A 25,254-nucleotide genomic window follows, 5' to 3' on the forward strand; every position below is an offset into this window, starting at 1 on the left:
ATGCGCCCCTTTTTAAAACTCGAAGCCGCAGCTATTGAGGAGCCACGGCTTCTAAAACGGTCGGCGAGCCTATACATCAGCCGGAATTGAATCACAAGGCCGCGGCAAGCGCATATTGAGGCGCAGACCCCAAGGACGGCTGGAGGAAACATCGGGATGGCGCAAATCACCAGCGCAGACGAGCGCCGGCGTTCGCTCAAGCCGCTCAAGCGCCTGTTCCCCTACATCACGCACTACCGCACGCTGGTCGTCGGCGCCATTATCTCGCTGGTTATCGCGGCGGCAACCACGCTGGCGCTGCCGCTGGCGGTGCGTCGCATGATCGATCATGGCTTCTCGTCGTCCAGCACGACCTTCATTGCCGAATATTTCGCAGCGCTGGTGGCTATGGCCGCCCTGCTGGCGGCAGCATCGGCCGGCCGCTACTATTTCGTCATCACGCTGGGCGAGCGCGTCGTCGCCGATATCAGGCGCGATGTGTTTGCCCATGTGACGACGCTGTCGCCTGCCTTCTTCGACACCGCCCAGTCGGGCGAGATCGTGTCGCGGCTTGCCGCCGACACGACGCAGGTCAAGTCGGCGGTCGGAGCGACGGCCTCGGTGGCGCTGCGCAATGTCATCCTCGGCCTTGGCGCGGTGGGGATGATGGTCATCACCAGCCCGAAACTGTCCGGCCTGGTCATCGCGGCAATACCCGTGATCGTGCTGCCGCTGGTCGCCTTCGGCCGTTCGGTGCGGCGCAAATCACGCCAGGCGCAGGATACGCTGGCCGATGCCACCGCCTATGCCAGCGAGCAGATCGGCGCGGTGCGCACGCTGCAGGCCTTCACCAATGAGAAGCTGGTCACCGGGCATTTCTCGGCTGCGGTGGAAGCTGCTTTCGAGGCGGCACGCTCCTCGATCTTCGCGCGCTCCTTCTTAACCTTCTTCGCCATTTTCACCATCTTCTCGTCCGTCGTGGCGGTGCTGTGGTTCGGCTCGCGCGACGTGCTCGAAGGCTCGATATCGCCAGGCACGCTCGGCCAGTTCCTGCTCTATTCGGTGTTCGCCGCCGGCGCGCTGGGCGCGCTGTCGGAAGTGTGGGGCGAACTTGCGCAAGCGGCGGGTGCTGCCGAACGGCTGACCGAGATCCTGGCCGAGAAGCCGGCGATCCAGGCTCCCGCCGATCCGAAGCCGCTGCCGGCCGTCGCCAAGGGCGCGATCGTCTTCGACAATATCTCCTTCTCCTACCCGGCAAGGCCCGACCGCGCCGCCGTGCACGGCTTAAGCTTTCAGGTCATGCCGGGCGAGACGGTGGCGATCGTCGGGCCGTCAGGGGCCGGCAAGAGCACGGTGTTTTCGCTGATCCTGCGTTTTTACGATCCCGAAACAGGCAAGATCCTGATCGACGGCGTCGATGTGCGCGAGGCCGATCCCGTTTCGGTCCGCCAGCGCATCGCCATCGTGCCGCAGGACGTCACCATTTTCGCGGCAAGCGCGCGTGACAATATCGGTTTCGGCCGGCCGGGAGCCAGCAAGACCGAAATCGAGACGGCGGCGAAGGATGCACTTGCCGATGAATTCATCCTCAAGCTGGAAAAGGGCTATGACAGCCAAGTCGGCGAGCGCGGCGTGACGCTGTCAGGCGGTCAGCGCCAGCGGGTTGCGATCGCCCGTGCCATCTTGCGCGACGCGCCGATCCTGTTGCTCGACGAGGCCACCTCGGCACTCGACGCCGAAAGCGAAACGCTCGTGCAGACGGCATTGGAACGGCTGATGCATGGCCGCACCACGATCGTCATCGCCCACCGCCTGGCAACGGTGCTGAAGGCCGACAGGATCCTGGTCATGGATGGCGGCTCGATCGTCGAGGAAGGCACGCATCAGAGCCTTGTCGCCAAGGGCGGCATCTATGCGCGGCTGGCCAAGCTGCAGTTTGAAACCGGCGCCAGTGCTTTCAGGGGCGCGGCGGAATAGGCAGATCTGCCGCTGTGGCGAGAGCCGCTATGCGGCTCCATAGCGCTGTTTCAGATGGTTCACGAAATAGGTGGCATTGAGCTTTTCGCCGGTGGCGCGTTCGAGCAGGTCCGGCGTCGACCAGCGTGACCCCTGTGACCAGATTTTTTGGCGGCGCCAGTCGTTGATCGCCTCGAAATTGCCTTTGGCGAGATCCTCGTCGGCGGCAGGATGCTCCCGCGTCAGCGCCGCCCATTGCTGTGCCGCCATCATCGCGCCAAGCGTGTAGGAGGGGAAGTAGCCGAAAGCTGCCCCTGGCCAATGCACGTCCTGCATTGGCCCGTCGGCTGGGTTGTCGATGGTGGAAAGGCCGAGGTAGTCGCGCATCTTGGCGTCCCAGGCTTCGGGCAGATCGGCCACCTCCAGCCGGCCCGAGACGAGTTCCTGTTCCAGTTCGTAGCGCAGGATGACATGCAGGGGATAGGTCACCTCGTCGGCATCGACCCGGATCAGGCCGCGTCCGACGCGATGCACGTGCGGCAGGATGTCGTCGAGCGACCAGGCTTCGCCGAGATGCTTTTCAGCCACTGGCAGCGCCCAGCGCCAGAAGGCCGGGTTGCGGCCTAGCTGCTTCTCGACGAACAGGCTCTGGCTTTCATGCACGGCCATGCCGCGCGCTTTGCCGAGCGGCCAGTGCGACCATGCCTTGGGCAGGTTCTGTTCGTAGAGCGCATGGCCGGTCTCGTGCAGCACGCCCATCAGCGCCGACAGGAAGTCGGACGTCTTGTAGCGGGTGGTGATACGCACGTCGCTCGGCACGCCGCCGCAGAAAGGGTGGTGCGACACCGACAGCGACCCATGCGTCAGGTCGAAGCCGACTGCCGTCATCATGGCAAGGCCGAGCTCGCGCTGCCGATCGATCGCATAGGTGCCCGAAAGCGGCTTCAGCGGGCGCTTGCGCTGCCGTGCATCCTGGATCGCCAGCGCCTCCGGCACGAAACTTTTCAGAAAAGCCTTCAGGTCGGTGAACACAGGCGTGATGTCGGCGGTGCGGTTGCCGGGGTCGTACTGCTCCATCAGCGCGTCATAGGGGGCCAGGCCGAGCACATCGGCACGCAGCGTCGCCTCCTCGCGCACCAGCGCCACGACGCCCTCCAGCGCCGGCTGGAAGCCTGCCCAGTCGTTCTTGGCGCGCAGGCCGCGCCACAGCTGCTCGCAACGCATGCGCGCGGTCGTCTGGCGTTCGACGAATTCGACCGGCAGGCAGGTCAGGTTGGTGTATTGCCGCCGCAGTTCCGAGACGGCGGCGCGCTGCTCCTCCCCCATCGCTTCCTGTTCGGCCGCGGCGATCCAGTCTGCTATCTCGGGCGCCGTTGCCCTGGTGTGATACATGCCGGCCAGTGCCGACATCGCCTCGGCACGCTTCTCGCCGCCGCCGACGGCCATGTGCGTGGCCTCATCGGCACCGAGGATGGCCAGCGCATGCTCGAGCGCTTCGAGCTTGTGACCGAGGTCGTCGAGTTTCTGAAAGGACATGGCGACTTCCGTGATTGGGACGGCGCGAAAAGACACCAACGCAAAAGCGTTGGCAACCCTCGGATGCCGTCCGGCAAATGCACCTTGCGCAGGCGAGGCCGCGCATGAAATGCTGCCGGCAACACATCAAGGGGGGAAAAATGATCGGCAACATCCTGGTCGGGCTGGTGGCCTTGATCCATGCCTACATCGTCTATCTGGAGATGGTGCTGTGGGACACGCCGCGCGGGCACAAGGCTTTCAACCTGACCCCGGAATTCGCCAGTGCCTCGAAAGTGCTCGCGGCCAATCAGGGACTTTATAACGGGTTCCTCGCCGCCGGGTTGATCTGGGGGCTATACCTTGGTGCGGCCGGTTTCCAGGTCAAGGTCTTCTTTCTGGCTTGCGTGGCCATTGCCGGCCTCTATGGCGCGGCAACGGTCGGGCGCAAGATCCTGTTCATCCAGACCGTGCCGGCGGTGATCGCCCTGATCGCGGTATTGCTCGGCTGGTAAAAAGGACGCCCGCGGGATCGATCTCGAAGGCGCCAGGCGGTTCCTTCCTCTTGGACCGTTTCGGGCGCTACGGCCTCAGCCGTTCGGGTAATTGCCGCCGTCGGCGCCGTCGCCGATCATGAAGCCGCTGCCGGTGTCGATCATCAGCCGCTGGTCGACATTGTCGAGACGGCGCAGCAGCTCATGGTATTGCGCGGCCGGTATCCTGCCGTGATCGGAGGCGGCGACTTTCTCTGCCGCCTGACTGATGTGGGCCGTGCGCATTTCCAGGCGTTCCGCCACAGCCGGGGTGATGTTGTTGGCCTGTCTTGCGTCCACGATGCCCTGCCGGACGCCCTGCACCTGTTGGATAAGCGCCTCGACACGCGGGCCAGTCATATCGGTTGGATCGGTCGCGTCGAGAGCGCCCTTGTGATGGCCCGCGGCATAGGCGCCGGCAAGCGGGACGGCGATGAGGAGCGCCGTGAGTGTTGCAGTTCTAAGCGAGGTCTTGGGAGTGAAAGAGCGCATCACGCGTCTCCTCTTGTAGAGGGAGGCGGCGGTTGTCCGCCTGCCTTCCAGCCTTGGGCCGTCCGGTTCCGTCGCGTCGCGATGAGGGGGGATTCATCGCCGGCGGTTCTCGGCCCGGGCGGCAGGCTAGGACCGCCCTGCGACAATGTGTAATTAAAAAAAGATAATGTTTTCAGGCCTTGCCGGCCTCCGTCTGCGCCCTAAGGTTGAGCCGACGAACAAGTTCGCGTGATTTTGGATCAACGTTCGGTGAGCTTCAGTTCAATACGGCGGTTCTTGTTGCGCGCCTCTTCGGTGTCGGCGGGATCGAGGGGCTGGAACTCACCGAAGCCTGCCGCGACCAGGCGGTTGGCCGGCACGCCGTTCTCGATCAGAAATTTCACCACCGAGGTCGAACGCGCCGTCGACAGTTCCCAATTGTCGCGGTAGCGGCCGGTGCCGGAGAGCGGCTTGTTGTCGGTATGGCCGTCGACGCGCAGCACCCAGTTGATCTCGGGCGGGATTTCCTTCTGCAACTCGATGATGGCGTCGGCGAGTTTCTTCATCTCGACCTTGCCGGCATCGTTGATCACCTCAGAGCCGGTCGGGAACAGCACTTCCGACTGGAAGACGAAGCGGTCGCCGACGATGCGGATGTTCTCGCGGTCGGCGAGGATTTCGCGCAAACGGCCGAAGAAGTCGGAGCGGTAGCGGTTCAACTCCTGCACGCGCTGCGCCAGCGCGACGTTGAGGCGGCGGCCGAGATCGGCGATCTTGGTGTTGGAATCGCGGTCGCGGATTTCGGAGACGTTGAGCGCATCCTCGAGCGCGCCGATCTGCTTGCGCAGCGCCGCGATCTGCTGGTTGAGGATCTCGACCTGGCTCAGCGCCTGCTGGCTGATCTGGCGCTGGCTGTCGAGTTCGCCGCCGAGCGCCGCTGCACGCTGGTTGGCGGCGTCGCCGGCACCGGCACCTTGCGCCAGCAATCGTTCGAGCCGGCTCTTTTCCGCTTGCGCGGCCGACAGCGACGCCTGCAGATTGGCCAGGGAATCATCCTTGTCCTGCGCCGTCGAGCGCTCCAGCGCCAGCAATTGGGTCAGTTCGTTGATCTGCGAGTTGAGGCGCGAGAGCGCCGTATCCTTGCCGGATATTTCGCGTCCCAGCAGGAACTGCGCCAGCACGAAGACCGTGAGCAGGAACATGATCGCCAAAAGCAGCGTCGACAGCGCGTCGACGAAGCCCGGCCAATAGTCGATGCGGCGATCGGTGCGCCGGCCCCTGGCGAGCGCCACTTCAGTGCACTCCGGGCTTCTTCAGGGCATCGGCGATCTTTTCCAGCGTGTTGCGCATCGCCTTCTGCTCGTCGGACTGGGCCTCGACCCAGTCGCGCATGATCTGCTGTTCCGAGCGCATATTCTTGACCAGGCCGGAAATGCCGTCGGCGAGATTGGCCATGGCGGTGGCGACGCGCGGGTTGGAGCCGCCGCCATTCTCCTGCATCGAGCGCAGCCGTTCCGACAGCACCCGGATCTCGTCGGAGGATTCGGTTTTGGCCGGGTCGGCGACGACGATGTCCGACGACAGGTCGGTGACCGAGGAAAGCCAGTTTTCCAGTTCGGTGTAGAAGCGCGTCTGGGCGCGGCCGGCCTGCAGGTCGAGGAAGCCGAGCACCAGCGAGCCGGAGAGGCCGAACAGCGAGGACGAGAAGGCGGTGCCCATGCCGGCCAGCGGCGCCGAAAGCCCCTGCTTCAGGGAATCGAGCACCGCGGCGGCGTCACCGGTGCCGGGATCGAGCGATTCGATGGTTTCGCGGATCGAGCCGATGGTGTTCAACAGTCCCCAGAAGGTGCCGAGCAGGCCGAGGAACACCAGCAGGCCGACGAGATAGCGCGAGGTGTCGCGGCTTTCGTCGAGGCGCGTGGCGATGGAATCGAGCATGGTGCGCATCGAACTGGTCGAGAAGGCCATCGCCGAGGAACGGCCGATCATCGCCTTCATTGGCGCCAGCAGCACCGGTTCGGTCGTCTCCGAGCCGGCACGGAAGGAGTTGACCCAGCGCACTTCGCGAAACAGTCGCCCGACCTGGGCGAAGGCCAAAAGGATGCCGACCACCAGCACGCCGACGATCAGGCCATTGAGGCCGGGATTGCTGCCAAAGGCGGTTGAGATCTGTCGGGTGAGGATGGCGGCGATGAAGGCGACGATGACCAGGAAGATCACCATGGTCAGCAGAAAGACCTGCGGGCTCGATAATTTATGTGGGTCGTAGATCAGGACATCAGAACGTCTGCCCATGCCGAAGGATCTGAGAAAAGCCATCCGTGCCCCGTTTCCGATGCCGCCGCCGATCACGTAAACCGCGACTCTAAACGGAATTGTGACCAAATTGAATGGCGCTTGGCAATATTGCCGCGTCGATAGTGTCAGAGGCGATTGATGACCAGACAGTCGACCATGGCGGCCAGATGCAGGCTGGCGCCGGTGACGACGAAACCGTGCCACAGCGCATTGTGGAAGCGCAGCCCCTTCCAGGCGAAGAAGATGACGCCGCAGGAGTAGACGATGCCGCCGGCAACGATCAGCGCTATCGATGTCGTCGGCAGCGTCTGGACAAGCGGCTTGACCAGGATGATGCCGCTCCAGCCAATGGCGAGATAGAAGCCGATCGCCAGCCGGTCGAAACGGCCGGGAAAGAACACCTTGATGGCAATGCCCAGCGCTGCCGCGGTCCAGACCAGCACGATCATCCAGCGCGCCAACGGCGAGCCTTCGAGCTGCGCCAGGAAAGGCGTATAGGTCGCGGCGATCAGCAGATAGATCGCGGCGTGGTCGAAACGCCGCAACACCCATTTTGCCGGCGACGAGACCGGCCACAGATTGTAGGTCATCGACACCGAGAGCACGGTGAGCAGCGAAACCACGTAGAAGGCGGCGGCGATGTATTCGCCGGGTCCGACACGAAACGCCGCCAGCGCCAGCAGCGCGGAACCGGCCGATATCGCCAGCACGATGCCGACCGCGTGGACGATACCGTCGGCGATCATCTCGGCACGCGAATAGTGCCAGCGTCCGATGAACGGGATATCGGGGTAGGGTTCGTTGTCTCTCACTAAGCCGGGTTCCTGCGCCGCGCCCTCCAATCTGGGCGCTCGCCGGGCAGTATTTCAAGCTTCCGTTGCGGTTTTGCGACTGCGGCGCATCAGCGCGGCGGTTTGTCGGCGCGGCTTGCCTGTCAACGAGAGGAGAGCGGCTTCTTCACGACCTTGAGCAAAGCGCGCTGGATGATCTCGTTGCCGGCGACGACCGAACCGTTGTCGAGCATGTCCTGGCCGCCATCCATGTCGGAGACGAAGCCGCCTGCCTCGCGGATCAAAAGCAGCCCGGCGGCGATATCCCAGGCAGACAGGCCGGTTTCCCAGAAGCCATCCATGCGGCCGGCAGCGACATAGGCGAGATCGAGCGATGCGGAGCCGAGGCGGCGGACGCCGGAAACCTCGGCCATGACGTTGCGCAGCTCGACGAGGAAATTGCCGTGGTGGCCGCGGCCGAGATGCGGCATGCCGCAGCCGATGACCGTGTCGACCAGCTTGATGCGGCCGGCGACGCGCAAGCGGCGGTCGTTCATGAAGGCGCCGCCGCCGCGTTCGCAGGTGTAGAGTTCGTCCATCGCCGGATTGTAGATGACGCCGGCGACGATCTGGCCCTGGCGCTCCAGCGCGATCGAAACGGCAAAGAGCGGAATGCCGTGCAGGAAATTGGTGGTGCCGTCGAGCGGGTCGACGATCCAGCGATGCTGGCCGTCGTCGCCTTCGACCACGCCGCGCTCCTCCATCAGGAAGGAATAGCCGGGCCGTGCCTTGGACAGTTCGGCGAAGACGATGTCCTCGGCCTTGCGGTCGGCCTGGCTGACATAGTCGCCGGGGCCCTTCATCGAGACCTGCAGGTTCTGCACTTCGCCGAAGTCGCGCGACAGCGAGCGGCCGGCCTTCATTGCGGCCTGGACCATGACGTTGAGAAGGGCTGAGCGTGCCATAGTGCTTTTTCCCGGTGCTGCGCTTTAAATTCTGCCTCGATGCATGTCGGTGACCCGGAACCGGGCCACTGTTGGGCGACATGCGTCAGTCGGCGCGGCGCACGTAAGTGATTTCGTTGGTGTCGACGATGATGCGTTCGCCGGCGCCGATGAAGGGCGGCACCAGGACGCGGATGCCGTTCTCCAGGATCGCCGGCTTGTAGGACGATGCCGCCGTCTGGCCCTTCACCACCGGGTCGGCCTCGGTGATGGTCAGCGTCACATAGTCGGGCAGCGAAATGCCGATCGGCCGCTCTTCGTAGAGCTGGACCGTTACCATCATGCCGTCCTGCAGGAAGGCGGCGCGATCGCCGACGAAGTCCTTGTTCAATTCGAGCTGCTCGTAGCTCTGGGTGTCCATGAACACCAGGGCGTCTTCCTGCGCGTAGAGGAAGGAAAAATCCTTCAGGTCGAGCCGGATCTGTTCGACCGTCTCGGCCGAGCGGAAGCGCTCGTTGAGCTTGGTGCCGTTGATGAGGTTCTTCAGTTCGACCTGATTGTAGGCGCCGCCCTTGCCAGGCTTGACGGTGTTGGTCCTGACCGCCACCCAAAGGCCGCCATCATGCTCGATGACATAGCCGGGACGGATTTCGTTGCCATTGATCTTGGCCATGATTAGATGATCCGGAATGATGCCTACGGCCACGCCGTCGGTAAGGGATATTCGCTGGGAAAGCGATTTCGGGCTCCCAAGACCACAAATCGCCAGAAGAGGCAAGGGAGCGGGCAGGTTGCGACCAGGCAAGGGAGCCGGGGTTGCACTTGCAATGACCGTGAGAACCGCCGTCAAGGCAGTCGGTTGGCCTTCTGCAGCGCCTGCTTGGTTTGGTCGTCGTCCAGCCCCTGCAGGAAGTCGTCCATCTGCGGATCGATGAGGCCGGCGCGGCGGGCAATGATGTACCAGGCACCGGCAAGGACCAGGTCCGGATCGGTGCCGATGCCTTGCATATAGAGCTTGGCCAGGCGGTTCTGGGCGGCAACATTGCCGCCCTCCGCCGCCTGCTTCATCCAGCCGAAGGCGGATTTCAGGTCGCGCGCGCCGCCGCGGCCTTCGATCATCCAGGCGGCGAGATCGATTTGCGCGGTGTCGTAGTTCTGCCTTGCGGCCTGCGCCAGCAGGCGCCTTGCCTGGGCATCGTCGCGTGGCTTGCCGCCGACACCGTTGGCGTAGATCTGCGACATTGCATATTGCGCGTCCGCGAGGCCGGTCGCAGCGGCGCGTTCATAGTAGGAGACCGCCTTGGCCATACCGGCGTCGCCGGGGTCCTGCTGGACCAGCATCTGCGCGAAATTGAATTGCGCCAGCCGGTTGCCGGCTTCGGCTGCGGCCTGCATCAGGGCGTAGGCCTCTTTTCCATCCTTTTTGACATAGCGGCCGTCGAGCAGCATCAGCGCATACTGGAACTGCGATTCCGGCACACCCTGTTCGGCGGCCAAGGCGTACCATTTCGCCGCCTGCGCCGAATTGACCGGTACACCGAGACCTCGCGACAGGATCTCGGCCACCAGGGTCTGCGCCGCCGGGTCGCCGTTTTGCGCCCGGACCAATGCCAGATTGTAAGCTGTCTTGTAGAGGCCGCGCTGGAAGGCGCCATAGGCCGCGTCGGCGGGTTTTGCGCCGAAGCGGTCGGGATTGACGGCGTCGGCCGACGGCAGCGGCGCAGGCTCGGCCGTGGTGGCGGGCTGCGGCAACGGCTTGTCGATCGGCTTATCGGTGTGGACGCCGATTTCCGGCTTGGGCTGCGGCAAGGGGATGGTCTCCGCGGCCGCCGCCTGGACCATCAGCACCGCAAGCAGAGCCTGGAGGGGAAGCGTCGCCGATGACATTTCAGTCCTCGAAACGCGGCGCAGTCTCGTCGAGCAGCGCGTTGGCGGTGGCGACCGCTGTCCTGGGGTCGGTGCCGTCGGCGAACACGGCGCTCGACAGCGCCACGAATTCAGCGCCGGTGGCGCCCACGGCTTCGACCGAGGCGATGTCGGATCCGGCCATGACGATGCAAGGGATCTGGATCATGTCCGCCCACCATGCGCCGAGCGACAGGTTGCGCGGGTGCGGTTCGGGCTTGTTGTCGTAGCCGAAGCGGCCGAAGAAAATGTAGTCTGGCCGCGTCTCGCCAAGCTCGAGCGCGTCGCCACGCGTCTTGGCGCCACCGGTGCCGACCATCATCTTTGCCTGGAAATGCTCGATCGTCTCGGCGAGTTCGGCCTTGGAGACTTCGACATGGATGCCGTCGGCCTGGACGCGGCCGGCTATGCGGGTGTCGCCGGCGATGATGACAGCAACGCCGGCGGCTTGCGCTGCCGGCACGATCCGTTCGGCGAAAGCCTGGAAGGAGGCTTCATCCATGCCGTTCTCGGGCAGGATCAGCGAAGCGACATCGCCACCATCGAATGCCGTGACAATACGGGCCGCCGGCACGCCGGGCGGCGCGATCAGCACGATGCGACAGCGATTGGGGGGCGTTGCTTCATTCATGGTTCTTCGGGTCCCGCGTTTCGCCTATGCCGGGCGAAGATGGTTGGATTGCGGCATAGAGCAAAGTGCCCGCCTTGAACAGGCGGGCAGCCGGGATCGCGATGTTTGATCCGCCGGGCAGCCGGCGGGCCGCTTCACTTGATCGGGTGCGGGCTCGCGACGGGCGGTTTGCCCTTCCACAGCGTCCAGCCGAGATTCATGCCGGCGGCGGCGATCAGGATGGCGGTAGCGCCGACGACCTGGCTCAGATGCAGCCGATGGCCGAAGGCGACGACGTCGACCAGGATGGCGACGACGGGATAGATGAACGACAGCGATCCCTGCAGATGCGTCGGCAGCTTCTGGATGGCGCCGTACATCAGTATGTACATCAGGCCGGTGTGGACGATGCCGAGCGTCGCCAGCATGGTCCAGCTCCAGGCATCGGCTGGAAGCCGGGATAGATTGGCGAACGGCGCCAGCATGACGACGCCGACGCAGACCTGGATCAGCGCAATCAGATGCGGTGGCGTGCCCTTGAGCTTCTTGGTGACGATGGCGGCGACGGCCCAGAAGAAGGCCGCGCCCAATGCCATGACGATGCCGGTGAAATAATCCGTGCCGGCCATGCCGGCATTGGGGCCGGCATCGGGAGCCGACTGCACGATCAGCACCATGCCGGCGAAGGCGATGGTCAGCCAGGTCAGCTTGGTCAGGCTCAGCCGCTCGGCGAAGAAGAGCGCGCCGAAGCCGACCAGCATGAAGGGCTGCGTGTTGTAGACGGCGGTGGCGATCGAGATCGACGCGCGCGAGAAAGCGCTGAACAGCAAAAGCCAGTTGACGACGATGGCGACGCCGCCGAGCGCGGCGATGCCGATGATGCGCAGCGACAGCCTGTTGCGCAGCAACCCCAGCCCGGCGCAGATGATGAGCAGCGTCAGCGCGCCGAAAGCGCAACGCCAAAACACCACATCCATGATCGGCTGGCCGGACAGGACGACGAACCATCCGATCGTTCCCAGGATGGCCATTGCGGCGGACATTTCGACCGTGCCGCGTACTGTCTCGTTCACAACAAACCTCCGTATCGGTTGAGCCGCCATAATCTCATGCGGTCGCGAAGCTTTCCATCAGATTGGAAAGGGTGTATGGCCTATTGGCCTAATTATATTAGGAGAAAGCTCCAAGCTGTCGGGAAAAGGAAAAAGATGCTGGACGATCTCGACCGAAATCTCCTTGAAATCCTGGTCAAGGATGCACGGACCTCGCTGAAGGAGCTGGCCGCCCAGGTCGGGCTGTCGTCGCCAAGCGTTTCGGAGCGGCTGCGACGACTCGAGGAGCGCGGCGTCATCCGGGCGTTCACCGTCGAGATCGATCCGCTGGCGCTCGGCTATACCCTGCAGGCGATCGTGCGCATCCGGCCTCTGCCGGGCAAGCTGCACATCGTTCAGAAGCTGATCGAGGACATCCCCGAATTCGGCGAATGCGACAAGGTAACGGGCGATGACTGCTTCGTCGCCCGGCTGTTCGTACGCTCGATCGGCGATCTCGACGGGATTCTCGACCGTATCGCCGACAAGGCGGAGACAAGCACCGCCATCATCAAGGCGCAGCCGATCCGGCGGCGGCCGCCACCGCTCGACGCGGCTGCTTCTCGGGATAGGGCAAAGGTCTTGCATGCCTCCTGATCGAGCCGGGTGGAAAGCCGGTGGCCGCTTGGTTAGTGTGCCGACCAAATGAGACCGAGACTGTCATGGCGCAGAACATATACGACCGTGAGGATTTCTTCGCAGGCTACAGCCAACTCGGCCGTTCGGTCGAAGGGCTGGAGGGTGCCGCCGAGTGGCCGGCGATGCGCGCGATGCTGCCCGATGTCGGCGGCTTGAGGGTCGTCGATCTCGGCTGCGGCTTCGGCTGGTTCTGCCGATGGGCACGCGAGCATGGGGCGGCGCAGGTGCTTGGCCTGGACCTGTCGGAGAAGATGCTTGCCCGAGCAAGGGCCGCCGGCCCGGATGCAGGGATAAGCTATGAGACGGCCGATCTCGATCGGCTCAGCCTGCCGGAAGCCAGCTTCGATCTCGTCTACAGTTCGCTCGCCTTGCACTATGTCGAGGATGTGTCGCGTCTGTTCGGGACCGTGCATCGGGCCCTGGCGCCTGGCGGGCATTTCGTCTTTTCGACGGAACATCCGATCTTCATGGCGCCGACCAAACCCGGCTGGGTGATCGATAGCGAAGGCCGAAAGACGTGGCCTGTCGACCAGTATCTGGTGGAAGGACCGCGCAGCACGGACTGGCTGGCCAAGGGCGTGGTGAAACATCACCGCACGATCGGCACCACGCTCAACGCTCTCCTGCAGGCCGGCTTCACCATCGCGCATGTCGAGGAGTTCAGTCCGACATCAGAGCAGATTGCGGCCAAACCCGAACTGGCGGAAGAGCTCGAGCGGCCGATGTTCCTGCTGGTCTCGGCGCGTCGGTAGGCACAGGCCTGCGTCGGCCCGCATGTGCGGCCGCCACGCTCATATTTGCTGTCGCTCCGCCCGACATTCTGGGCTATTCAAGCGTCGACACGCTTTCCCTCCGGACCAGTCCCCTCCCATGTCAGGCCTGCTTCTCGATCCGTGGTTCTATGCGGCCGCCATTCCGGCGGTCATTCTGGTCGGCCTGTCGAAGGGCGGCTTTGGCGGTGCCGTCGGTTTCGTCGGCGTGCCGCTGATGGCGCTGACCATGCCGCCGGTGCAGGCGGCGGCCATCCTGCTGCCGATCCTGTGCCTGATGGACATCGTCTCGGTGTGGACGTGGTGGGGCGTTTACGACCGCAAGATGCTGGTCGACATGATGCCGGGCGCCGTCATCGGCATCGGCCTTGGCTGGCTGACGGCGGCACTGGTGACCGAAGAGGCGGTGCGGCTGATCGTTGGCGCCGTCGCCATCATCTTCGTCCTGCGCTGGCTCTATCTGCAGTTCCGCCACGGCGCCGATCACGCGGCCGCGCCCAACCGCGTGGCCGCCGCCATCTGGGGCACGGTCGCCGGCTTCACCAGCTTCGTTGCCCATGTCGGCGGTCCGCCCTTCCAGGTCTATGCCTTGCCGATCCGTCTCGATCCGAAAGTTCTGTCGGGCACCGCAGCGATCTTCTTTGCCGCCACCAACGCGCTGAAGCTGGTGCCCTATTTCGCGCTCGGCCAGTTCGACACCGCCAATCTGACGGCATCGGCGGTGCTGATGCCGCTGGCGCCGCTGTCGACCATCGCCGGAGCGTGGCTGGTGCGCCGCATGCGGCCGGAAACCTTCTATCCCTTTACCTACGCAACCGTCGCGGTCGTGGCGCTGAAGCTGCTGTGGGATGGCATTGTCGGCCTGATGTAGAAAGGCCGCCGCGCAGCCGCCCCGTCATTAGGGGTCAGGCGGCGCTTGGCACCAGACGACGGTTGCCGCCAAAAGCCAGTGTCGCGCCGAACATAACGACCAGCACCATGCCGGCAAGGATGCCGATGTCATGCACGGTCGGTTTGAGCACCATGTCCGCAATGATCACCAGCATCACCGCATAGTCGAAACGTGCCGCGCTCATCATGCGCTGGCCGATGGCAAGAACCTCTGGCGTGACGCCCTCCTTGGCGATCATTGCGCCCATGCGCTCCCCGGTCGGCTTGAAGATGAACATGCCGATCGAAAAGGTCGTGGCGTATCCCGCCAGGCCGATGAGTACCCACAAATCGGAGAAGCCGACCCAGAACCAGCACATGATGAGGCCGAAGATCAGCGTCAGCATCGACATCGGCGCAAAGAACCTGCCGCCCAGCTGACCGCTGGCGCGCATTGCCTGCAGCTTTTCCTCGATGTTGCCCGCGCGCTCGGCAAGCATGCCCAGCAGGAACAGTACGAAGCCGCCGCCGACCCACAGAATGGCGGTAGTGACGTGGAGGAATTTGACGATCGAGTACCAGTCCATGGGTTGCTCCTGCAGTGTCCGGTCAGGTTTGCGGCGGCGCCGATTTGCGCCGGCCGTCAGAGGAGCGGGCGTTTAGCGTGGCGCCTGTTTCGGAACGATGTCGCGAAAAATCCGGCTCTGTTTCAGCTTACGGCCAACGCGCGAGGTCGCAGATTGTGAACGCATTATCTGATTTTCTGCTAATGTACGAATCGTCGGGAGGGGGTTGGCGCGACATCGTCTGGATACGCTGCCGATATTAGTGCGCCAATGCCGGGAGCCCGATGGCGACAACAATCGCCTGACGATCAACCCATTCCCGCAAGCGGGAAAAGGCAATTCGGGGGACCATTATGCAAGGGATAGCACGGAATTTCTTCACGCTGGCCATCATCTATTCGCTGTGCGGCATGGCGCTCGGCCTGTACATGGCGATCAGCCAGGATCACGGCCAGATGCCGACCCACGCCCACACGATGGTGGCCGGATGGCTGATGTCGGCGGTCTTCGCCTTCTTCTACCATTTGTTTCCGGCAATCGGGCAGAAGACGCTCGCCACAGTTCATTTCTGGCTGACGGCGGTCAGCGGCATCGGCCTGCTGATCGGCCTCTATTTCCTGCTTGCCGGCAATGCCGCAATCGAACCGCTGGTGGCGGCCTCCTCGATGGGCTTCTACGCAGCCATGCTGCTGTTCGCCTTCATCGCCTTGCCGGCGGTCTGGAAGACCGCTTGAGCCGAGCCTAAGGGAAGGTGAGGTTGTGCCGGCGGTCTGGAAGACCGCTTGAGCCGAGCCTGACGCGGGAGATGCTGTGCTGTTACGGCACAGTATGGCGGCGTTCGGTCAAAAAACATCTGCACCGTTAAGGCTTCATTAAGCTTTACAGGTGTTTACTATGTTCATCCAGTGATCTGGATTCTTACCGAGTGGTTGGAGCCACTTTGTTTGACGCCTCCCTGTTAAACTCCTGAGAGCCGCCTTATCCGCGGCTCTTTTTTTGTCTCGATTTCTCTTTTTTTGTCCGCACCCCAGCGGGGCCGCCCGACAGGGGTGCCGTTAACCTTCTGTTAAACATGTGCTTGCCTTCACCGGTGACGAAGCGCATTTTCAAGCTTCAGTCAGATAGGGTTCCGGGTGTATCGGCAGGGAGCCGAATCGGCCGGTTGCAAGTGCAGGGGCGTATCAATGAACGAGCCTTCGAAGGGCAGTGCGAAAACCGTCAAGCTGGCGGAACGCCGGGTTTTCTCGCAATCCTTCAAGCCGCTTTACCAGGAAGGCATGGGTCTGGTCGAACAGGCCGCCGAATATCTCGACGGCAAGGGCCGGGCCGAGGCGAAGAAGCTGTCGCGGCTGGCCGCCACGCTCTACGCGGCCGAATCGATGCGGCTGACCACCAGGCTGATGCAGGTTGCCTCCTGGCTGCTTTTGCAGCGCGCCGCCAATTCCGGCGAGATGACCCGTGACCAGGTGGCATCGGAAAAGTCCAAGGTGCGCCTCGACACCGCTTCCGCCCATGACGAAGCCGCCGGTTGGGCCGAACTGCCCGAGGATTTCCTCGACCTCGTCACCCGCTCGCTGCGCCTGCAAGCGTTGGTGCGCCGCATGGACGACGAGATCTATGGCTCCGGCGCCATGGTCGACATGCAACCGATGGCTCGCCGCCCCAACCCGGTTTCCGACCAGATCAGCCTGCTCAACACGGCTTTCGCTCGGGGTTAGACCGCGGTCCGCCGTCTGTTTCCGGTTTGTTCACATTTCGCTGGCATCGCTGTCCGCCGGAGGTAAACTCGGCAAATGGCGGAAGCGATTCGCATCATCGGTATCGATCCCGGGCTTCGGCGCACCGGCTGGGGCATCGTCGAAAGCCTCGGCAATTCGCTGCGCTTCATTGCTTCCGGCACTGTGAAATCAGACGATAAGGCCGCGCTGGCAACGCGGCTGTGCCAGCTGCATGACGGGCTTGCCGAAGTCCTGCATGCCGCCATGCCGCACGAAGCGGCGGTCGAACAGACCTTCGTCAACAAGGACGCGGTGGCAACGCTGAAGCTCGGCCAGGCACGCGGCATCGCCATGCTGGTGCCGGCGCGTGCCGGCCTCGTCGTTGCCGAATATGCCCCCAACGCAGTCAAGAAAGCGGTGATCGGCGTCGGGCATGGCGACAAGAAGCAGATCCACATGATGGTGAAGGTGCTGTTGCCGAAAGCCATTTTCGATACCGAGCATGCCGCCGACGCGCTCGCCATCGCCATCTGCCACGCGCATCACCGGCAAAGCGTGGCTTACCGGATGGCGCTCGCTGGTTAGCGATGTTCTTGACTTGTTCGTCGGGTTGGAATAATCCTTACTTGTAAGAAAGGGGTGTTTCATGCGTGTGACGAGCAAAGGTCAAGTGACAATCCCACGGGATCTGCGGGAGACATTTGGGATTGGCGCCAACAGCGAAGTCATCTTCGGCATCGAGGGCGGCAAGATCACGATCACGCCGAAGCATGACAAGCGGCGGTTGGCCGACCGCGAAAGACTCGATCGTTTTCTTGCTGCGCTCGATCGGCTTGAGGGCAGCGGCGATCAGACAATGAATGCCGATGCCGTCATGGCTTTGACCCGGGATCGCTAATCTTGGCGACGCTTGTCGACACCAACGTGCTTGTCGATATCGCCGTTCGCGATCCCGTCTGGTCAAAGTGGTCGTGGTCCAAAATGGTGTCTGCCCTCGAGCAAGGCAGCCTGGTCATCAATCAGATTATCTACGCCGAGTTTTCGATGCGCTATGAGGCGATAGACGATGTCGATGATGCCTTGCCTGAAGACGAGTTCCGGCGCGAAAGTCTCCCGTTCGAGGCGGCCTTTGCTGCGTCGAGAGCGTTCTCGGTCTATCGGCGGTTGGGCGGACCTCGAGAGAAGGTGATGCCCGACTTCTTGATTGGGGCTCACGCTGCCATCCGAGGCTATCCCATTCTTACTCGCGATCCCGCAGGTTTCAGAAAGTACTTTCCAGATGTCGAGCTCATCACGCCCGATACTCATCCCTAACGGGAATTGCGTCCAATGATCGGCAAGCTCAAGGGCACGCTGGACGAGATCGACGAGGATCATTGCCTCGTCGATATCCATGGCGTCGGCTACGTCGCCTATTGCTCAGCGCGCACGCTGGCGGCGCTGCCTTCGCCCGGCGAAGCGGTGGTGCTGTTCATCGAGACCTATGTCCGCGAGGACATGCTGCGGCTCTACGGCTTCCAGTCAGTGCTGGAACGCGAGTGGTTCCGGCTGCTGATGAACAATGTTCCCGGCGTCGGCGCCAAGGTGGCGCTGGCCATCCTGTCGACGCTGGCGCCGGCCGACCTCGCCAATGCGATTGCGCTGCGCGACATCGCCATGGTTTCTCGCGCACCCGGCGTCGGCAAGAAGGTGGCCGAGCGCATCGTCACCGAACTGAAGAACAAGGCGCCGGCCCATGCCGGAACCGCTTCGGGCACCATCGGCCTGAAACAGGAGCTCGGCGACGGCGTGGCATCCGCGCCGATCACCGACGCGGTCTCGGCGCTGGTCAATCTCGGCTATTCGCGCGACACGGCCGCCAATGCGGTGGCGGCGGCGCTGAAGACGGCGGGCGAGGATGCCGATGCGCCGAAGCTGATTCGCTTCGGGCTGAAGGAACTTGCGCGGTGAGCCGCCGCTTGTTCAGCCCCTTGCCGTGTGCAAGGAAGGCGGCATGAGCCTGTCGCCCCGCTTGATTGCACCGGAAAAACGCGGCGAGGATGCCGAGCAGACCTTGCGGCCGCAGACGCTCGACGATTTCGTCGGCCAGGCGGCGGCGCGGGCCAATCTCAAAGTGTTCATCGAGGCCGCCAAGAGCCGCAGCGAGGCGCTCGACCATGTGCTGTTCGTCGGGCCGCCTGGTCTCGGCAAGACGACGCTGGCGCAGATCATGGCGCGCGAGCTCGGCGTCAATTTCCGCTCGACCTCGGGTCCGGTCATCGCCAAGGCCGGCGATCTTGCCGCGCTGCTGACCAATCTCGAGGAAGGCGACGTGCTGTTCATCGACGAGATCCATCGGCTGAGCCCGGCGGTGGAGGAGATCCTTTATCCGGCGATGGAGGATTTTCAGCTCGACCTGATCATCGGCGAAGGCCCGGCGGCGCGCTCGGTCAAGATCGACCTCGCCCGCTTCACCCTCGTCGCCGCCACCACGCGGCTTGGCCTGCTCACCAATCCGTTGCGCGACCGTTTCGGCATTCCGGTACGGCTCAATTTCTACACGGTCGAGGAGCTGGAGCAGATCGTGCGGCGTGGCGCGCGTATCCTGCAAATGCCGCTCGGCAACGACGGCGCGCTGGAGATCGCGCGGCGCGCGCGGGGCACGCCACGCATCGCCGGCCGGTTGTTGCGCCGTGTGCGCGATTTCGCCTCGGTGGCCGGCGATGGCCATGTCGACCGCAAGATCGCCGACGAAGCGTTGACCCGGCTGGAAGTCGACGCGCTCGGCCTCGACGCGCTCGACCGCCGGTACCTCAGCATGATCGCGCGCAATTTCGGCGGCGGGCCGGTCGGCATCGAGACGATCGCCGCCGGCCTGTCAGAGCCGCGCGATGCCATCGAGGACATTATCGAGCCTTATCTGATCCAGCAGGGTTTCATCCAGCGCACGCCGCGCGGCCGCATGCTGACGGCCAATGCCTGGCGCCATCTCGGCCTCGACGCGCCGAAGGATCTGGCGCAGCAGCAGATCAACCTGTTCCAGGAAGAATAGCGGCCGGGCGATCAGGCGCAGGTTCCGGGCCGACAAAGGATCTGTGAGCGGCCTGCGCAAAATATCCTCGGCTTCGCCGGTTTGCCGGCGCATTCGTCGGCTCTGGTGGCGGTGCCATCCCGGGGCAATCTCGCTCCGATGGTTTGCCGGAGCCACGCAATGATCACCAGACGCGGATTCCTGCGCTTCATAGGCGGGTCGGTTCTGTCGGTTGCCGCGTTCAGCGCCTATGCGGCCGGCATAGAGCCGATGCTGCTGACGCATGTGAAACGCTATGCGCTAACGCCGCCGCATTGGCCTGATGGCCTGAAGCTGCGCATCGTCGCGCTTGCCGATATCCATGCCTGCCGGCCATGGATGACGCCGGAGCGGATCGCCTCACTTGTCGAAGACGCGAATGCCCTGCAGCCGGACGTGATCGTCCTGCTCGGCGATTATATCGCCGGTATGCCCTTGGTGACCGGCCCGGTGACGCCGTCGCAATGGGCCTCCGCCCTCTCGGACCTCAAGGCACCGCTCGGCGTGCTCTCGATTCTCGGCAACCATGACTGGTGGGCAGATGGCTTCGCGCAGCGCGCCGGGGCCGGCCCGACCGTAGCGCGCAAGGCCCTGGAGAAAGTCGGCATTCCGGTGCTGGAGAACGATGTCGTGCGCCTGGAAAAGGATGGGCATGGTGTCTGGATTGCCGGGCTCGCCGACCAGCTCGCTCTGCTGCCGACCAGGGACCGCGCCGGCTTCACGGGGCTGGACGATCTCGACGGCACGCTGGCCAAGGTCAGCGACACCTCGCCCATCATCCTGCTTGCGCACGAGCCGGATATTTTTCCGAAAGTGCCGTGGCGCGTCTCGCTGACCCTGTCCGGCCACACCCACGGCGGACAAATTCGGCTGTTCGGCTATTCGCCGGTCGTGCCATCGCGTTTCGGCAACCGCTACGCCTATGGCCACGTCGTCGAGAACGATCGCAATCTGATCGTCTCCGGCGGGCTCGGTTTCAGCATATTGCCGGTGCGTTTCGGGATGCGGCCGGAAATCCTGTCGATCGACCTTGGCTAAATCCAGATCGCCTCAGTGAAGCGATTTGATCGCGTCCATCACATCCGGCTCGGCCTTGTCGCCGTTGAAGGCATCGACGATGCCGAAGGCGCCGCCATAGCTCCACACCGACCATGAGAAGCCATGTGCTTCGGCACGCGCGATCATGTCCCTGACATAGGCGGCCCGATACCCGGCGGGCATCACATAGGAATTGCCGTATTCCTGACGGATCATGCCGAACTCGCCCAGCGTGATGTTTCCAGGCTTGACGCCGTTGGCCCTCGCCCACGCCTCGACCTTTTCGAACGGCGCATCCACCAAGCCGAGCAGTCTGTCGGGGCTGTCCATGCTGGCGACCTGTTCGTCAAGATAGGCAAGCAGGCCGCTTTGCCGCGTCCATGGCGCCTCGGCCTTGATCCTGGCGCGGATGGTGTCGAGCGTCACGTCGAGCTGTGCCTTGGGCACCGCACTCAGCGGATAGGGCAGGCCGGTCACGTAAGGAATGAAGTCTCCGGCCCAGGTTGCGCCCTGATGGGTGAGCAGAAACGGATCGTAGGAATGGAAGGTCCAGATGACGTTGTCGTCCGGAATCGTCTTCGGGTCGATCTTTTCCAACGAACTCGCGGCGGAATAGCAGGCGCCGGTCAGCACCAGGGTCAGTTTCGTAGCCGAGGATCGCGCCGCCGCGAACAGTTTGCGCTGGCGGTCCGGCCACAGGCTCGTGCCGTCGCTGTCGCAGTCCACGATCGGTTCGTTCATGGGCTCGAAGGCGACCTGGGCGGGATCTTCGCTGGCCAGCGTGCGGGCCATCTTGCGGACCATCTCGACATAGGCGTCGAAGGTCCGCGGGTCGCCCATCACTTCAGCCATTCCGATCTTGCGGCTGCCGCCGGCCGGGATCAGGTGCATGTCGACGACCACCTTCAGCCCGGCGCGGTTGATCATGCGCACCGAGTCCAGCACGCTGGCATAGAGATCGTCACGCAAGGCCCCGGTCTGGTCGGACAGAAAGGGCGATGGATCGACCGGCATGCGCAGGAAATCGAAGCCGGCATCCTTCAACGCCTTGAGGTCGTCCTCCCCAAGGAATTTCCGCCACTCCGGATAGGGCAGGATGGCCTTGGCGTGGCCCCACTGGTCCTCGCCGGGCCAGGTGACCCACTGGTCGAGATTGAGGCCGCGCTTCATCGAGAATGTCGCGGTCTGGCCAGGCAGCGCCAAAGCCACCAACACGAACAGCGCCGCCATCAAAGTCTTGATCATCGCCGTCAACAGTGCCATCCGATGCTGTGTCACGCGGGAAACAGGTGCCTCGCTGGGACTAAAAAAGGAAGCGCAATGGGCGATCATGGTGAATCGGCGACGCTGCTGGCCGGGCTTTCCGGTGCGCTGACGGCGTTCGGCCACCGGCTGATGGCGCGAGTCTACTATGCCGACACCGATTTCTCCGGCGTCGTCTACCATGCACGCTATCTCGAATTCTTCGAACGCGGCCGCTCCGACTATCTCAGGCTCACCGGCGTGCATCACACAGAGCTTGCCGACGGCAAGCATGGCGAAAGAATAGTCTGGGTGGTGCGTCGCATGGAGATCGACTTTCGCGGCCCGGCCCGCATCGACGACATCCTGACCGTCGACACCCGCACCGAGGAGATTTCCGGCGCGCGCATCTTCATGGCGCAACAGCTCAAGCGCGGCGACGAGGTGCTGGTCGAGGCCAAGGTCGAGGCGGCGATCATCGGCGAGAATGGCCGCCCAAGGCGCTTTCCCAAGGAATGGGTGGCGGCATTCATGCCCCGGATGGGATGATATTCAGGTGATGCCGGCCTGCAAACGGTGATTCCCTGCGCTTCCGGTGCTCGGGTACTTCAAGTACCCTCCGCTCCGGTTCTCGGAAACCACCGCTTTCGGCTCGGCCTGACCTGAATCTCAACCCATCCTGACTTCGCGCTTGGATGATGGCGTTACAACTGTGCGGGCGTGGCAATGCGCCGCGCCTTATATACTAACCCATCCTTAACCATAACGGTTCATGAAGAGATTGGTGAAGATTGGCGTTATCGAACGCCTTCCTTTCACCAATATTTGCCCTGAAAAGGCCGACAACGGCACAGTTTGGGGTTGTTCCGGTAGCTTCGTGCGAACCGACCACAAGGGATGCCAGGGGCCAGCCGCCAGCTTCGCCCGGAAAATCTTAAGGACGTAACGATGGAAAATATCGCACTCGCCGATCCGGGCGCGCAATTGTCGGTTTGGTCGCTGTTCGTTTCGGCCAGCTGGGTGGTCAAGTTGGTCATGATCGGCCTGCTCTGCGCCTCGGTCTGGACCTGGGCGATCATCGTCGACAAGCTGGTTTCCTATGCCCGCATGCGGCTGGCGCTCAACCGGTTCGAGCAGGTGTTCTGGTCGGGGCAGTCGCTGGAGGAGCTTTACCGCACGCTCGCCGATCGCAAGACCACCGGCATGGGCGCCATTTTCGTGGCGGCCATGCGCGAGTGGAAGAAGAGTTTCGAGAAGGGCGCCAAGTCGCCGCTCGGCCTGCAAACCCGCATCGACAAGGCGATGGACCTGGCGCTGACCCGCGAGATGGAAAAGCTGGAAGGGCGCCTCGGCTTCCTTGCCACCACGGGCTCGGCGGCACCCTTCATCGGCCTGTTCGGCACCGTCATCGGCATCATGACGTCGTTTCAGGCGATCGCCGGCTCCAAGAATACCAGTCTCGCCGTGGTTGCGCCGGGCATCGCCGAAGCGCTGTTGGCGACGGCCATCGGCCTGCTCGCCGCCATTCCCGCCGTCATCGCCTACAACAAGCTGTCGTCCGATGCGAGCAAGATAGCCGTGCGCATGGAAGGGTTCTCCGACGAGTTCTCCGCCATACTCTCGCGCCAAATCGATGAAAAAGTGGCCCCCAAGGCCTGAGGAGTAGCAGATGGGTATGTCCATGGGCATGGGAGGACGCGGCGGGCGCGGCCACAGGCGGCGCGGCCGTCACCATGCACTGATGTCCGAGATCAACGTCACGCCGATGGTCGACGTGATGCTGGTGCTGCTGATCATCTTCATGGTCGCGGCGCCAATGCTGACGGTCGGCGTGCCGATCGACCTGCCGGATACGCAGGCTAAGGCGATGAATGCCGACACGCAGCCGATCACCGTCTCGATCAACGCCGCCGGCCAGATTTACCTGCAGGAAACCGAAATCCCGATCGAGGAACTGGTAGCCAAGCTGCAGGCAATTTCCAAGACCGGCTATGAGGAGCGCATCTTCATCCGCGGCGACAAGTCCACCGACTATGGTACGGCGATGAAGGTGATGGCCCGCATTTCGGCCGCCGGCTACAAGAACATCGGCCTGGTTTCACTGCAGGAACAGGACCAGTAGACGCGCGATGAAGACCGGCCTCACCACATCGGTGATCTTGCATACGGCGGCGCTGACCTTCGGCCTGTTCACGCTGACGGCGCCGGCGGCACTTCCGTCGTCCGACGTCGAGTCGGTCGCGGTCGATATCGTGCCGATGGAAGCCATTGCGCAGACGTTGCAGGGCGACAAGAAGGCCGTGATGCATGAAAAGCCGGCGCCTGTGCCGACGCAGCGCCCGGACATCGTTCCGGATGCGCAGAAGGTCGGCGAGAACAGCGTCGACACCGACAAGCCGATAACGCCGGAAGCCAAGCCGAAGCCCGTCGACATGACCTCGGCTCCGCCGCCCGCACCGACCCCGATCGAAAAGCCGAAGCCCGAGGACGTGCCGAAGCCGCAGGAGAAGCCCAAGCCCACCCCGGCAACGGAAGTGGCGCCGGCGCCGACGCCCAAGGAAGAGGTCAAGCCCGAGCCGGTCAAGCAGGCCGATCCCAAGCCGACACCGGCCAAGCCGGCGCCGACCCCGCCGCCGCAGGACAAGACCGCTGCCATCGATCCGACGCCCGAGGTCAAGCCCGACGCCGTCGCTGAAGCCATAGCGCAGGAGCCGCCCGCCGAGGCGACGCAGCTGCCGGATTCCGCTCCCGCGCCGGAAGCGCGGCCGAAGCCGCAGCCGGCGCAGGCCGAAAGCGCCAAGGCGCCGGAGCGCAAGGACGCCGACAAGCCGGTCAAGGAAGCGTCGTCGAAGCCGAAATCCGATGACAAGCAATTCAACGCCGACGAGATCTCCGCGCTCCTCGACAAGCAGAAACCATCCGGCGGCGGCGCCAAGCGCTCGACCCAGCAGGCGTCGCTCGGCGGCGACAAGGACCAAGGTCAGAAGCTTTCCAGGTCCGAAATGGGTGCCCTGGAAAGCCAGCTCGGCGGCTGCTGGACCCTTCCTGTCGGCCTTGAAGGTTCCGAGAACTTCCTCGTCGTGGTGCGGTTCAACCTGGATGCATCCGGTAAGCTGGACGGGCGCCCGGCGGTCGAAAAGTCGAGCGGAAATCGCCAGTTCGACGAAAGTGCCGTTCGTGCGGTGCAAAAATGCGATGTCACCGGCCTGCAAGTTCCCGCCGGCAAGCAGGACATCTGGGCCGACGTCCGCGTCACCTTCGATCCAAGGGAGATGCTCGGCCTCTAAGGC

The 25,254-nt window shown here is 63.6% G+C and carries 29 protein-coding genes; 17 read left to right on the forward strand and 12 right to left on the reverse strand.

All coding sequences use genetic code 11. The features are described 5' to 3' along the window. Positions 1–156 precede the first annotated feature (156 nt). On the forward strand, positions 157–1,956 hold the full coding sequence (locus A9K65_RS06495) for an ABC transporter transmembrane domain-containing protein (RefSeq protein ID WP_013529119.1): 1,800 nt from the start codon (positions 157–159) through the stop codon (positions 1,954–1,956). A gap of 27 nt (positions 1,957–1,983) precedes the next feature. Here A9K65_RS06495 and A9K65_RS06500 read toward each other — a convergent pair whose 3' ends face one another. Further along, positions 1,984–3,471, reverse strand: coding sequence for a carboxypeptidase M32 (locus A9K65_RS06500; RefSeq protein ID WP_064995917.1), 1,488 nt, complete (start codon positions 3,469–3,471; stop codon positions 1,984–1,986). 140 nt (positions 3,472–3,611) lie between these two features. On the opposite strand from A9K65_RS06500, the gene A9K65_RS06505 reads away from it, so the two are divergent. Next, positions 3,612–3,965, forward strand: coding sequence for a DUF1304 domain-containing protein (locus A9K65_RS06505; RefSeq protein WP_063169204.1), 354 nt, complete (start codon positions 3,612–3,614; stop codon positions 3,963–3,965). Positions 3,966–4,040: 75 nt separating this feature from the next. Here A9K65_RS06505 and A9K65_RS06510 read toward each other — a convergent pair whose 3' ends face one another. From A9K65_RS06510 to A9K65_RS06550, 9 genes are all read right to left on the reverse strand, one after another. Continuing rightward, positions 4,041–4,475, reverse strand: coding sequence for a hypothetical protein (locus A9K65_RS06510; RefSeq protein WP_013529122.1), 435 nt, complete (start codon positions 4,473–4,475; stop codon positions 4,041–4,043). Positions 4,476–4,714: 239 nt separating this feature from the next. Beyond that, positions 4,715–5,746, reverse strand: a complete 1,032-nt coding sequence (locus A9K65_RS06515; protein ID WP_013529123.1) for a peptidoglycan -binding protein — start codon at positions 5,744–5,746, stop codon at positions 4,715–4,717. A 1-nt stretch (position 5,747) separates the two neighbouring features. Further along, positions 5,748–6,773 (reverse strand): MotA/TolQ/ExbB proton channel family protein, encoded by a 1,026-nt coding sequence (locus tag A9K65_RS06520; protein WP_013529124.1) that lies wholly within the window; start codon positions 6,771–6,773, stop codon positions 5,748–5,750. 104 nt (positions 6,774–6,877) lie between these two features. Then, a complete protein-coding gene (locus A9K65_RS06525; protein WP_027162532.1) occupies positions 6,878–7,564 on the reverse strand; it encodes a hemolysin III family protein in 687 nt (228 codons plus the stop codon). A 122-nt stretch (positions 7,565–7,686) separates the two neighbouring features. Next, entirely contained in the window at positions 7,687–8,487 is an 801-nt protein-coding gene (locus tag A9K65_RS06530) for an inositol monophosphatase family protein (RefSeq protein ID WP_013529126.1), read from the reverse strand. Between the two features lie 85 nt (positions 8,488–8,572). Further along, positions 8,573–9,139 carry an elongation factor P gene (gene efp / locus A9K65_RS06535; protein ID WP_013529127.1) on the reverse strand — a complete coding sequence of 189 codons (567 nt, stop codon included), beginning with the start codon at positions 9,137–9,139 and terminating at the stop codon, positions 8,573–8,575. Between the two features lie 173 nt (positions 9,140–9,312). Further along, on the reverse strand, positions 9,313–10,353 hold the full coding sequence (locus A9K65_RS06540) for a tetratricopeptide repeat protein (protein WP_013529128.1): 1,041 nt from the start codon (positions 10,351–10,353) through the stop codon (positions 9,313–9,315). 1 nt (position 10,354) lies between these two features. Beyond that, positions 10,355–11,002 (reverse strand): thiamine phosphate synthase, encoded by a 648-nt coding sequence (locus tag A9K65_RS06545; protein ID WP_064995916.1) that lies wholly within the window; start codon positions 11,000–11,002, stop codon positions 10,355–10,357. Between the two features lie 134 nt (positions 11,003–11,136). Then, positions 11,137–12,054: a DMT family transporter gene (locus A9K65_RS06550; protein ID WP_027162529.1), complete on the reverse strand. Its 918-nt coding sequence runs from the start codon at positions 12,052–12,054 to the stop codon at positions 11,137–11,139. A gap of 135 nt (positions 12,055–12,189) precedes the next feature. On the opposite strand from A9K65_RS06550, the gene A9K65_RS06555 reads away from it, so the two are divergent. The 3 genes from A9K65_RS06555 to A9K65_RS06565 all read left to right on the forward strand — a co-directional run bounded on the left by A9K65_RS06555 (position 12,190) and on the right by A9K65_RS06565 (position 14,352). After that, entirely contained in the window at positions 12,190–12,669 is a 480-nt protein-coding gene (locus tag A9K65_RS06555) for an Lrp/AsnC family transcriptional regulator (protein WP_013529131.1), read from the forward strand. A 65-nt stretch (positions 12,670–12,734) separates the two neighbouring features. Beyond that, positions 12,735–13,463 (forward strand): class I SAM-dependent methyltransferase, encoded by a 729-nt coding sequence (locus A9K65_RS06560; RefSeq protein ID WP_064995915.1) that lies wholly within the window; start codon positions 12,735–12,737, stop codon positions 13,461–13,463. Positions 13,464–13,581: 118 nt separating this feature from the next. Beyond that, positions 13,582–14,352 carry a sulfite exporter TauE/SafE family protein gene (locus tag A9K65_RS06565; protein ID WP_064995914.1) on the forward strand — a complete coding sequence of 257 codons (771 nt, stop codon included), beginning with the start codon at positions 13,582–13,584 and terminating at the stop codon, positions 14,350–14,352. A gap of 34 nt (positions 14,353–14,386) precedes the next feature. Here A9K65_RS06565 and A9K65_RS06570 read toward each other — a convergent pair whose 3' ends face one another. Then, positions 14,387–14,938, reverse strand: a complete 552-nt coding sequence (locus A9K65_RS06570; protein WP_064995913.1) for a DUF2269 family protein — start codon at positions 14,936–14,938, stop codon at positions 14,387–14,389. 332 nt (positions 14,939–15,270) lie between these two features. Here A9K65_RS06570 and A9K65_RS06575 point away from each other — a divergent pair, with 332 nt between their 5' ends. From A9K65_RS06575 to A9K65_RS06610, 8 genes are all read left to right on the forward strand, one after another. Next, complete coding sequence (locus A9K65_RS06575) at positions 15,271–15,651, forward strand: hypothetical protein (protein WP_013529135.1); 381 nt, start codon at positions 15,271–15,273, stop codon at positions 15,649–15,651. A gap of 450 nt (positions 15,652–16,101) precedes the next feature. After that, complete coding sequence (locus A9K65_RS06580; protein WP_013529136.1) at positions 16,102–16,635, forward strand: DUF1465 family protein; 534 nt, start codon at positions 16,102–16,104, stop codon at positions 16,633–16,635. 75 nt (positions 16,636–16,710) lie between these two features. After that, positions 16,711–17,220, forward strand: coding sequence for a crossover junction endodeoxyribonuclease RuvC (ruvC, locus tag A9K65_RS06585; RefSeq protein WP_024502921.1), 510 nt, complete (start codon positions 16,711–16,713; stop codon positions 17,218–17,220). 61 nt (positions 17,221–17,281) lie between these two features. After that, the gene (locus A9K65_RS06590) at positions 17,282–17,533 is read left to right on the forward strand and encodes an AbrB/MazE/SpoVT family DNA-binding domain-containing protein (RefSeq protein WP_064995912.1); all 252 of its coding nucleotides are present in this window, start codon (positions 17,282–17,284) and stop codon (positions 17,531–17,533) included. A 2-nt stretch (positions 17,534–17,535) separates the two neighbouring features. Next, complete coding sequence (locus A9K65_RS06595) at positions 17,536–17,949, forward strand: type II toxin-antitoxin system VapC family toxin (RefSeq protein WP_013529139.1); 414 nt, start codon at positions 17,536–17,538, stop codon at positions 17,947–17,949. Positions 17,950–17,964: 15 nt separating this feature from the next. Further along, entirely contained in the window at positions 17,965–18,585 is a 621-nt protein-coding gene (gene ruvA, locus A9K65_RS06600; protein ID WP_064995911.1) for a Holliday junction branch migration protein RuvA, read from the forward strand. A 43-nt stretch (positions 18,586–18,628) separates the two neighbouring features. Continuing rightward, positions 18,629–19,666: a Holliday junction branch migration DNA helicase RuvB gene (ruvB, locus tag A9K65_RS06605; protein ID WP_013529141.1), complete on the forward strand. Its 1,038-nt coding sequence runs from the start codon at positions 18,629–18,631 to the stop codon at positions 19,664–19,666. Positions 19,667–19,825: 159 nt separating this feature from the next. Next, on the forward strand, positions 19,826–20,722 hold the full coding sequence (locus A9K65_RS06610) for a metallophosphoesterase (protein ID WP_027162521.1): 897 nt from the start codon (positions 19,826–19,828) through the stop codon (positions 20,720–20,722). 12 nt (positions 20,723–20,734) lie between these two features. On the opposite strand, the gene A9K65_RS06615 is transcribed toward A9K65_RS06610, so the two are convergent. Continuing rightward, positions 20,735–21,985, reverse strand: a complete 1,251-nt coding sequence (locus tag A9K65_RS06615; protein ID WP_064995910.1) for a cellulase family glycosylhydrolase — start codon at positions 21,983–21,985, stop codon at positions 20,735–20,737. A gap of 57 nt (positions 21,986–22,042) precedes the next feature. Here A9K65_RS06615 and ybgC point away from each other — a divergent pair, with 57 nt between their 5' ends. The 4 genes from ybgC to A9K65_RS06635 all read left to right on the forward strand — a co-directional run bounded on the left by ybgC (position 22,043) and on the right by A9K65_RS06635 (position 25,251). Further along, positions 22,043–22,513 carry a tol-pal system-associated acyl-CoA thioesterase gene (gene ybgC, locus A9K65_RS06620; RefSeq protein ID WP_013529144.1) on the forward strand — a complete coding sequence of 157 codons (471 nt, stop codon included), beginning with the start codon at positions 22,043–22,045 and terminating at the stop codon, positions 22,511–22,513. A 399-nt stretch (positions 22,514–22,912) separates the two neighbouring features. After that, positions 22,913–23,623 carry a protein TolQ gene (gene tolQ / locus A9K65_RS06625; protein ID WP_013529145.1) on the forward strand — a complete coding sequence of 237 codons (711 nt, stop codon included), beginning with the start codon at positions 22,913–22,915 and terminating at the stop codon, positions 23,621–23,623. Between the two features lie 10 nt (positions 23,624–23,633). Next, complete coding sequence (tolR, locus tag A9K65_RS06630) at positions 23,634–24,086, forward strand: protein TolR (RefSeq protein ID WP_023811855.1); 453 nt, start codon at positions 23,634–23,636, stop codon at positions 24,084–24,086. A 7-nt stretch (positions 24,087–24,093) separates the two neighbouring features. Beyond that, positions 24,094–25,251 carry a TonB family protein gene (locus A9K65_RS06635; protein WP_013529147.1) on the forward strand — a complete coding sequence of 386 codons (1,158 nt, stop codon included), beginning with the start codon at positions 24,094–24,096 and terminating at the stop codon, positions 25,249–25,251. The last annotated feature ends 3 nt before the right edge of the window (positions 25,252–25,254 follow it).

The organism is Mesorhizobium sp. WSM1497, assembly GCF_001672455.2.
Classification (GTDB): domain Bacteria; phylum Pseudomonadota; class Alphaproteobacteria; order Rhizobiales; family Rhizobiaceae; genus Mesorhizobium; species Mesorhizobium ciceri.